This window comes from Actinomycetota bacterium, assembly GCA_018334075.1.
Taxonomy (GTDB): domain Bacteria; phylum Actinomycetota; class Coriobacteriia; order Anaerosomatales; family UBA912; genus JAGXSC01.
Window position 1 is genome coordinate 190,687 of record JAGXSC010000044.1, and the last position, 8,483, is coordinate 199,169.

The following is an 8,483-nucleotide window of genomic DNA, read 5'->3' on the forward strand; positions in this document are numbered from 1 at the left end:
CAGTTAGCTCGAACGCCTACTTCAGGCTCCCAACCAAAGGAAAGTCTGTGATATAAGCATCGTGAGGTGCATCGCCTTGCTCGGCAGTCAAATCCACACCGGCGTCATGCATCGCCACGTGCTCGCCATCAAGCCACATCGCGCTTTCAGACACGTCGTAAACGAGTCCCTCAAACGCCACGTAAGCCTTTCGGCCATCCTTCCCGTCGTATTGCGCCAACTCCTCTACTGTAAAGATCTGCATGCCGCCCTCCATTCGGAATTGTAACCATCGGTTGAGCACACGTAATATTGTTCCCGTTTACCGCTTGTCGGCAAGCAGGTCCGCAAGTCAAATTATCTAGCTTGCGTTAGCCTCGCTCAAGACGCTCGCGCAGTTTTACGATATCCACAACGATCTTCCTACCTTTGGTGGCAACAACCTCATCCTTGGCCAGCGAAGATATCACCCTACTTGCGGTTTCACGCGAAGTCCCGGCCAAAAGGGATATTTCGTGGTGAGTGAAACCCTCGACCGCTGGAAAACCTTTGGCTTCGCAGCAGGCAGTGGCTATATTCAAGATCACGCGCATCACCCTGTGAGTGGCATCCCGAAATGCCATATCTTCAAGTAGTGTGATAGCTTCTCGGAGACTCCGAGACAAAGAAGCAACAAGTGCCAGCGCAAGGGTGGGATTGATCTGAATAGCTTCCGCTAGATTCCCACTTTCAACGGAGAACAGCTCCGCGTCATCCACTGCAACAACATTTACTGAGTGAGCGCCGGAGTCTATCGGGCTCAGTTCGCCAAAGTGAGTTGGGGCGCTTAGGTAGCTCAGGACAAGCTCCTTGCCATCAGGAGCTGAAAGGTACATCTTCACCCTGCCTGACAGCAAAATATGCATCGCTGAATCGGGGTGATTTTGAGACAAAATTTGCGCGCCTTTGAGATGCCGCTCAAATCGGCCCAACCTCATAAAAGCCCGCAAGTCTTCGTCTGAGAGCTCCGCCATTTCCGGGATCGCGCGAAACTTAACGAGCGCCTGATCTTCTAATGCAAAAGATTTTTCCATGCACTCGCTATCGGCAGACTTTGTTTGTGACTTGAGGCACAATTAGCGCATAATCAACCGACGGTCTACGCGACTGTAATTGGAGACTGCTCATATGAAAGCCATTCTTTTTGACCTTGATGGAACACTGCTCGACATCGATATCAATAGATTCATCCACCACTATTTTAACAAGCTGTCCGATGTAATTACCGATGTCGCCGGCAGCAGCGATGACCACGACAAGATCGCCGGAGCCTTTCATGCGGCTACCGCCGCAATGATGCGCCCACACCCTGGCACAACAAACCGAGAAATCTTTGAAGATATATTCAACCGAGAAGCCGGTGTAGAGATAGAAGAGCTTCTGCCGATCTTCGAGCGCTTCTATCTGGAAATATTCCCGTCCCTTGCCGATGGAAGCGGTCCGTCTATCGGCGCACATGAGGCAATGGCCGAAGCATCAAAGCATGGACTCAGGATCGCCGTGGCGACAAATCCTGTCTTCCCGCTAGCCGCTGTGATTGAGCGTATGCGATGGGCTGGGATTTCGCCTGATGCGGCGCATGTCATAACCAGTTACGAGAACATGTACGCTTGCAAGCCCTATCCTGAATACTTCTTGCAGACCGCACAGATGCTTGATGTACGGCCGACTGACTGCCTAATGGTCGGCGATGATCCTGTGCTCGATCTCGCAGCAGCCGATGTCGGAATGAGTACATTTTTTGTTGGAAATAGTACCGGGGCCGTTGCCGACTATCGAGGCACACTCGCCGATCTTGCCCAGCTCATACGTCAGGTGTGCGCGTAAAGCTGTTCAGACTCGACGTTTTCGAATCAGCGCCACCCATGCGCCATCAAGTCTCTGATCGTAGTAGTACTCGAACATGCCTTTGGTTTCTTTGCGAAGATCAAGTTGATACCCGAGCCCGGCTGGCTCATGATCGCAAATAACAACGAGACTTTCTTCAGATTCCAGCTCGACCATCTTGTCGATGATGGAAAAGACCAAAGGACGCCTGAGTCCTGGGCTAAATCCACGAACATCTACAACTAGTCCGCTAAAAGAATTTCCGCTTACACTCATCTACTTACGACTCCCCAATAAGTCCGAGTTTGGAGTTGCGCATATCTAGGTGTTCTCGCTTGCGGTGAGTTTTCCTTGATATTTAGTGTAACTCCTTGAAGGCATCGACCCTAATCGTATTGTGGCAGGATTCATTATGGTGCTATAGAATAGTTTCACAAGGCAGTTTACAAACGAGGGTGTGGTTGGGTGGCAGTGATCTATGTGCCAACATCCATAGCTGTTGAGGGGAGTCCAGTTAGAGCCTCCTCGGCAGAGCCGCCTTGGCGACATGTTATCGAATCTCAATGAAGGGAGGGCATCAAGCACAGAGCCTCGTGTTGCGGCTAGCGGATGCCAGGATTTCCCGGTGCTCCGGCAAGCCCAAAGAGTTCGTTATGCAATGGCTATACGATCTAGCAAGGAGGTGTATGACATGACGCATGAGGACCACGACGTACTTCAGTCCCATCTGGACTTTCACGGAGTAACGCGTCGCGATTTCCTCAAGTTCTGCGGTTCGGTTGCCGCCATTCTGGGCCTTTCTGAATCGATGGTTCCCCAGATCGCAGCAGCAGTTGAAAAAGGTGCAAGGCTAAAGCCCGCGTTATGGATCCATGGCGGTAGCTGCACAGGCTGTACAGAATCGATCGCGCAGGTAGACACTCCAGACGTTGCCACAATTGTTCTTGATATTCTTTCGCTAAAGAATATGACAATCGCCATGGCGCAAGGCGATGACATCAAGAAAATCGTCGATGAGACCATGGCAGACGCTGAAAGAGATCCCGAGAACAAAGGATTCATCCTCATTTACGAGGGTTCCATCATGCGAGGGGCAAACGGGAACACCCTCAGGGAGTTCGGGGAGCCTCAGATCGACCGCCTCAAGAAGAAGGCGCAGGCCGCTGAGGCAATCGTTGCTGTCGGTTCATGCGCTGTTGATGGTGGATTTGTCGCCGCCAAGCCGAACCCAGCGGACGCCACGGGCATGGTTCAGTTCCTGAAGGACGCGGGTATAGATACACCCGTTATCAACCTACCGACGTGTCCCGTGAACCCTGAGTGGGTAGTCGCGACCGTTATCAACGTCTTGATGCTTGGCCGTCTCCCCGAGATGGATTCATTCAACAGGCCTAAGTTGATATTTGGTCACCCAATCCACGATCTTTGTCCTCGGCGCGGACACTTCGAAAACAGTGCTTTCGTGTACGAGTTCGGTAGCAAGGAAGAAGAGATGGGATACTGTCTTTATCCCGTAGGCTGCAAAGGCCCTCAGACGTTCACCAACTGTCCTATTGTCAGATGGAACCGGCGCGCATCCTGGTGTGTGGAATCAGGTTCACCTTGTATCGGGTGCGGAGTTACCAGTCCGACTCCTGGCGGCAACTGGGTTGACGTGAACGCCCCATTCCTGAAGCGACACAGGGACCTGCGCATAGGCGACATGTCCTTCCAGCCATCTACCGCAGCGGTAGTTGTTGGAGCCGCAGCCGCAGCTGCACTTGTAGCTCATGGCATCGGCATGAAAGCTGCCGGACGCATGGATGGTGAAGGCGCCCCCTACGAGGAAATGAAGGAATGTGAGCGCAAGAAGGGAGGCGGTAAATAGTGGCACGAGCGGTTATCGACCCAGTGACTCGAATTGAAGGTCATATGCGAGTCGAAGTTGAAGTTGAAGGAGGCGTTGTTAAAGACGCCTGGGTATCAGGATCCCTCTTCCGCGGAATGGAAGCTATCCTGAAAGGCCGTGCTCCTCAAGATGCCTTCTATATCTCACAGCGCATCTGTGGAGTTTGTCCGATCTCTCACGGACATGCCTCGACGAAGTCCGCCGAGGCAGCGATGGGAGTACAGATTCCCGAAGGTGCCCGGATCGTCCGAAACATCATAGAGGGCGCGCAGTACCTACACAGCCACATCCTGTGGTTCTACACACTCGCGGCACTCGACTATGTTGACCCGGTAAAAGCTCTTCAGGCCAATATCGCCGATACCTACGCACTTGCCCAGCAGGCTGGCACGCGCACTGCTGACTTCGGTGGTATAGCTAAGCGACTAGCAGCGTTTGTTGAGCGGGGACAGCTCTCTATCTTTGCAAAAGGATGGTTCGGTCATCCGGAATACGCCGCTGACATGCCGCCTGAGCTGCACCTTATCGGAGTTGCGCACTATCTTGAAGCACTTGAAATGCAGGCCGAAGCCGCCGCTATTATCGCGGTAATGGGCGGGAAGTTCCCCCACTTCATGACCTCGGTCAACGGTGGCACCGCTTTTGTGCCAACCGAAGAGAAGTTGGATGACGTTCTTTTCCGGCTACTCAAGGTCAATGCATTCGTGCGCGAGGCCATGATCCCCGATACCCTTGCGATTGCGCCGTTTTACATCGATGCCCTGAAGTTCGGTGGTGGCGCAGGCAACTTCCTGTCGTGGGGCGTTTTCGATGATCCAAGCTTCGAGATGAACAATCGATACCTTCCAGCCGGATTCTCCGAAGGTGCAACGTTCAGGTTGGAAGATGCCAACCTTGACGCGGTGAAGGAGTATACGGAGCGCTCCTGGTACAAGTCACCATCGGGGCTGCATCCAAGTGTTGGAGAGACCGAGCCTGAATTTACCGAGTACGACACCGAGAACAGGTATTCCTGGGGCAAGGCTGTCCGCTACAACGACCTCTCTGCCGAGGTCGGCCCTCTCGCCCGTATGGTAGTCGCCTACCTGAGCGGCAATGAGTCGGTCAAAAGCTTGATCGACAGCACGCTTGAGAAGCTTGGTGCGCCCGGTAAGCCCGAAGTGTTGCTCTCCCTTCTCGGAAGAGTGGCAGCGCGGAACCTCGAGACGGCACACACCGCTGATCTCACTGAGGGTTTTGTAAACGAGCTCATAGCCGCAATAAAAGGTGGCAACGTTGACTTGTTTACGCCACACGACATTGTTGACGGCGAAGGTGTAGGCGCATGGGAAGCTCCTCGTGGGTCGCTCACGCACTACATGACAGTCAAAAACGGCATGATCGATCGCTACAATGTGGTGACACCTTCAACTTGGTACATGGCCCCTCGCGACGCAGCAGGCGTACGCGGGCCGATGGAAGAGGCGTTGATCGGCACTCCTGTAGCCGATGTCGAGCGGCCACTGAATGTCGTTCGAGTTGCCAGAAGCTTCGATCCTTGAGTGGGCTGTGCGGTTCACGTGATTGAACCGAAAACTGGCAAGAAGGCCCTTGTTCACACCAAGCCGATGGGGGTGAGCTAGAATGGCACATATGGCGCACTATCGTGAAGCCCATCCAATGGTGTTCGTGATTACCCATTGGATCAACGCCGTTGCCATAATATTTCTGGCGCTATCGGGTTTCTATATCCACTATCCCCTGTTCGCGCTGCCAGGTTTGATGGGGCTTGCCCGGGGAGTCCACTTCTTCTTCATGTACGTACTGATCTTCAACTTGACGTTCAGGATCATTGCAGCCTTCTTCGTCAAGAGCGCGCCCGCATTGGGTACACGCGAGCAAGACGTGGATATCAAGAACTGGCTGCCGCAAGCAGCCAACAGGCATCAGCTTATTCCTTGGCTGAAGTACTACTTGTTCCTGAAGAAGGAAAAGCCGATCGGCGCGAAGTACGGAGTGCTTCAAAAGATCGCATACCTTGTCACAATTCCACTCACATACCTGATGGCGTACACCGGTTTCGCCATCTATGCTCCTGTGATGGACTGGGCAATATTTCAGGCTGGGCTAGACTTGGTCAATGGCGCGATGAACATGAGGGTGATCCACTACTTCATGATGTGGGTGTTCATCATCTTCACTGCCATCCATATCTACCTCGCCAATGTAGCCGGATTTGAGCCTTCGAAGCTGATTTTTGCCTGGAAGGAACAGGAAGGGTTACACTGCGATCCCAAGACCGGTAAAGTCATAGGTGGAAGCCACTAAACCACGTTGTCTCTTTGCCGAAGTAAAACTGCAGGGTCCCGGCGTCTTAGGGACCCTGCTCACTGTGGGGCAGGAATCATCTCGACTTGGACAGACCTGGAGCTGCTATGCTTTCTGAACGCCTGATCACCGTCGCGCTTCGCATACTGAACCGCAGTTATCTTGCTCTGGAGCCGACCGACTTGCCGTCGTTGCCGAGCCCGCAGAAAGATACAGGCTATGTGCTCTACGCTCACGTTCCTTTCTGTGAGCGACTTTGCCTTTACTGCTCATTTAACCGCTTTATCTTCGAGGAAAGCAGGGCAAAGGAGTACTTCCAGCATCTTCGCACCGAAATGCGAATGATCTCTGATCTTGGGTATGACTTCCCTTCTCTCTATATCGGCGGAGGAACACCAACTGTTCTGCTAGATGAGCTTGCAGAAACCATTGATTTAGCCAGATCGCTCTTTTCGATAAAAGAAGTATCTTGTGAGACCAGCCCGAATCACCTGGGCTCTGAGCTGGTAGATTGCCTGTCGGGACGTGTTGACAGGCTATCGGTGGGTGTACAAAGTTTCGATGAGAAACTTCTCAAGCAGATGGACCGTTTCGATAAATACGGAAACGGAAAGACGCTTCTGGAAAAGGTGTCCGGTGTGGCGGATAAATTCCACTCACTCAACGTGGACATGATGTTCAACTTCCCGAGTCAAACCGAGGAAATACTGATTAGGGATATTGAAATGCTAAAGGCAACCGGGGCAAACCAGACGACATTCTACCCTTTGATGGCTTCTCCTCTTAACCGTCGCGAGCTTGCCCGAGCGGTCGGCAAAATCGACTATCCCCGGGAGGTCAAATACTATAAGATCATCTCGGAGCAACTGAGCGATCAGTTTGTTCCGACGTCAGCCTGGACTTATTCGCGTAACAAGAACACCATGATCGACGAGTATATCGTGGATTTTGAGCAGTACATTGGAATCGGCTCAGGATCGCTTTCATTTCATGACGGCCGAATCTACAGCAACACCTATTCCCTGTCAGAGTACGCCGACGCTATCTCTTCAGGACGGATGGCTGTAGCCAAACGGGGCAAAAAATACTCCCGGACTGCAATGATGCGATATCGGTTTGTGACCGACCTCTTTGGATTGCGCCTCGACAAAACCCGCTTCAAGCGCGATTTCGGAGTTCCTGTCGAAACAGGGCTCATGGCAGAAATCGCCTTCATGCGCGCGGCTGGCGGAATAAAGACAGACACAGAAACAGAGATCACGCTTACAGAAAAGGGCCGCTATCTTCTAATGGTCATGATGCGTGAAACGCTGGCGAAAAGTAACGATGCTCGAGACAAAGCGCGTGAAGAGCTGCCGGTCGAAGACAAGATGCTACTGACGGACAACACAGTACAGCTTGCCGATATTCAGGAGGAAATGCAGCTTATTACCGACAAGGCTGTGTGAAAAGCTACGAGGGCTTCAGTAGTGCCGCTTCTCTTCCGTTGCGTCCTCGGCAAGACTGATGCCCCACTCAGCCAATAACTTGGCCGCAGCCCTCTCCCCGCTTTCGATGCAGTTCGGCAACCCAACGCCACGGTAGGAGCCCCCGGCAATAGCCAGTCCGGGGATCTCGGCTAAGCGTTGCTCGATCGATTCGACCCTCTGCAAGTGCCCGAGTGTATACTGCGGCATCCCCTTCTTCCACCTGTACACCTTGCTGAACAGCGGCGCTCCCTTCACTCCCAATATATCCCTCATCTCCGAGATCAAGATTTCGATTAGCTCGGCATCGCTTTTTTGGAGAATATGCTGATTGTGAGGCCCGCCCACGAATCCCCGAAACAAAGCCTTGCCTTCCGGGGCCCTTCCAGGCCATTTGCTCGACGAATAGGTGGCGGCCATCAGTAAGCGGCCCTCCACATTGGGGCATAGCACACCAAAAGCATTAAGGTCGATTCCTATCTCATCTGCCCGAAAGCCCAGTGAGACTGTCGCCGATGAGCTCGATGGAATTGCAGCCAGAGCTTCAGCGATAGCTGAGTCGATCGGCCGCACCAGAGGCTCGGCGGCCCAACTCTCCGTCGCTATGACTATCGCATCTACATCTTCCGATGAGCCATCAGCGAAACTCACACTCCAGCCATAGCTGGATCTGGCAATGCTCGTGACCGGTCGACCCGAAACAATTCGATCAGTACCGATACCGACTGCCATCGCATCGGTCAGTGTCTGCATTCCAGCAGAAAACGAGGTAAAGAATGTCCGGGGCTTGGCGCCCGGAGCAGTAGGATACTTCTTCCTCATCTCGGCCGCCTTCCGGCTAGCCTCAAGAAAGCCGCCTATCATGCTGCCGTATCGCTGTTCCATCTCTAGCAGGCGCGGAAACGTGGCTGCTAGAGACATCCTAGTAGGATCCGAAGCATGCACACCTCCAACGAGTGGCTCGGCAAGCCTCTCGA

Annotated in this window: 9 protein-coding genes; 5 read left to right on the plus strand and 4 right to left on the minus strand. The window is 53.1% G+C overall.

Annotated elements, in window-relative coordinates:
- Nucleotides 1–16 precede the first annotated feature (16 nt).
- Both KGZ89_06085 and KGZ89_06090 read right to left on the minus strand, forming a co-directional pair.
- Nucleotides 17–244: a cytochrome B5 gene (locus KGZ89_06085; protein MBS3974420.1), complete on the minus strand. Its 228-nt coding sequence runs from the start codon at nt 242–244 to the stop codon at nt 17–19.
- Between the two features lie 106 nt (nt 245–350).
- Nucleotides 351–1,052, minus strand: a complete 702-nt coding sequence (locus KGZ89_06090; GenBank protein ID MBS3974421.1) for a Crp/Fnr family transcriptional regulator — start codon at nt 1,050–1,052, stop codon at nt 351–353.
- 94 nt (nt 1,053–1,146) lie between these two features.
- Here KGZ89_06090 and KGZ89_06095 point away from each other — a divergent pair, with 94 nt between their 5' ends.
- On the plus strand, nt 1,147–1,845 hold the full coding sequence (locus KGZ89_06095; GenBank protein ID MBS3974422.1) for an HAD family hydrolase: 699 nt from the start codon (nt 1,147–1,149) through the stop codon (nt 1,843–1,845).
- Between the two features lie 6 nt (nt 1,846–1,851).
- Here the strand turns inward: KGZ89_06095 and KGZ89_06100 are convergent, their stop codons facing one another.
- Nucleotides 1,852–2,121, minus strand: a complete 270-nt coding sequence (locus KGZ89_06100) for a DUF2249 domain-containing protein (GenBank protein ID MBS3974423.1) — start codon at nt 2,119–2,121, stop codon at nt 1,852–1,854.
- Between the two features lie 415 nt (nt 2,122–2,536).
- Between KGZ89_06100 and KGZ89_06105 the strand changes: the two genes are divergently transcribed.
- The 4 genes from KGZ89_06105 to KGZ89_06120 all read left to right on the plus strand — a co-directional run bounded on the left by KGZ89_06105 (nt 2,537) and on the right by KGZ89_06120 (nt 7,488).
- Nucleotides 2,537–3,712 (plus strand): hydrogenase small subunit, encoded by a 1,176-nt coding sequence (locus KGZ89_06105; protein ID MBS3974424.1) that lies wholly within the window; start codon nt 2,537–2,539, stop codon nt 3,710–3,712.
- On the plus strand, nt 3,712–5,274 hold the full coding sequence (locus tag KGZ89_06110; protein ID MBS3974425.1) for a nickel-dependent hydrogenase large subunit: 1,563 nt from the start codon (nt 3,712–3,714) through the stop codon (nt 5,272–5,274). The genes KGZ89_06105 and KGZ89_06110 overlap by 1 nt, the downstream gene beginning before the upstream one ends.
- Before the next feature lie 82 nt (nt 5,275–5,356).
- On the plus strand, nt 5,357–6,040 hold the full coding sequence (locus KGZ89_06115; protein MBS3974426.1) for a cytochrome b/b6 domain-containing protein: 684 nt from the start codon (nt 5,357–5,359) through the stop codon (nt 6,038–6,040).
- A 107-nt stretch (nt 6,041–6,147) separates the two neighbouring features.
- Nucleotides 6,148–7,488, plus strand: coding sequence for a coproporphyrinogen III oxidase family protein (locus KGZ89_06120; protein ID MBS3974427.1), 1,341 nt, complete (start codon nt 6,148–6,150; stop codon nt 7,486–7,488).
- 15 nt (nt 7,489–7,503) lie between these two features.
- On the opposite strand, the gene hemG is transcribed toward KGZ89_06120, so the two are convergent.
- Nucleotides 7,504–8,483 (minus strand): protoporphyrinogen oxidase (gene hemG / locus KGZ89_06125; GenBank protein ID MBS3974428.1); only part of this gene is annotated, 980 nt, incomplete at its 5' end.

Excerpts from the sequence above, each read along its gene's own strand:
- KGZ89_06085 (MBS3974420.1), bottom strand. The coding sequence starts at position 244 with ATGCAGATCTTTACAGTAGAGGAGTTGGCGCAATACGACGGGAAGGAT.
- KGZ89_06100 (MBS3974423.1), bottom strand. The coding sequence starts at position 2,121 with ATGAGTGTAAGCGGAAATTCTTTTAGCGGACTAGTTGTAGATGTTCGT.
- KGZ89_06120 (MBS3974427.1), top strand. The coding sequence starts at position 6,148 with ATGCTTTCTGAACGCCTGATCACCGTCGCGCTTCGCATACTGAACCGC.
- KGZ89_06105 (MBS3974424.1), top strand. The coding sequence starts at position 2,537 with ATGACGCATGAGGACCACGACGTACTTCAGTCCCATCTGGACTTTCAC.
- KGZ89_06090 (MBS3974421.1), bottom strand. The coding sequence starts at position 1,052 with ATGGAAAAATCTTTTGCATTAGAAGATCAGGCGCTCGTTAAGTTTCGC.
- KGZ89_06115 (MBS3974426.1), top strand. The coding sequence starts at position 5,357 with ATGGCACATATGGCGCACTATCGTGAAGCCCATCCAATGGTGTTCGTG.
- KGZ89_06095 (MBS3974422.1), top strand. The coding sequence starts at position 1,147 with ATGAAAGCCATTCTTTTTGACCTTGATGGAACACTGCTCGACATCGAT.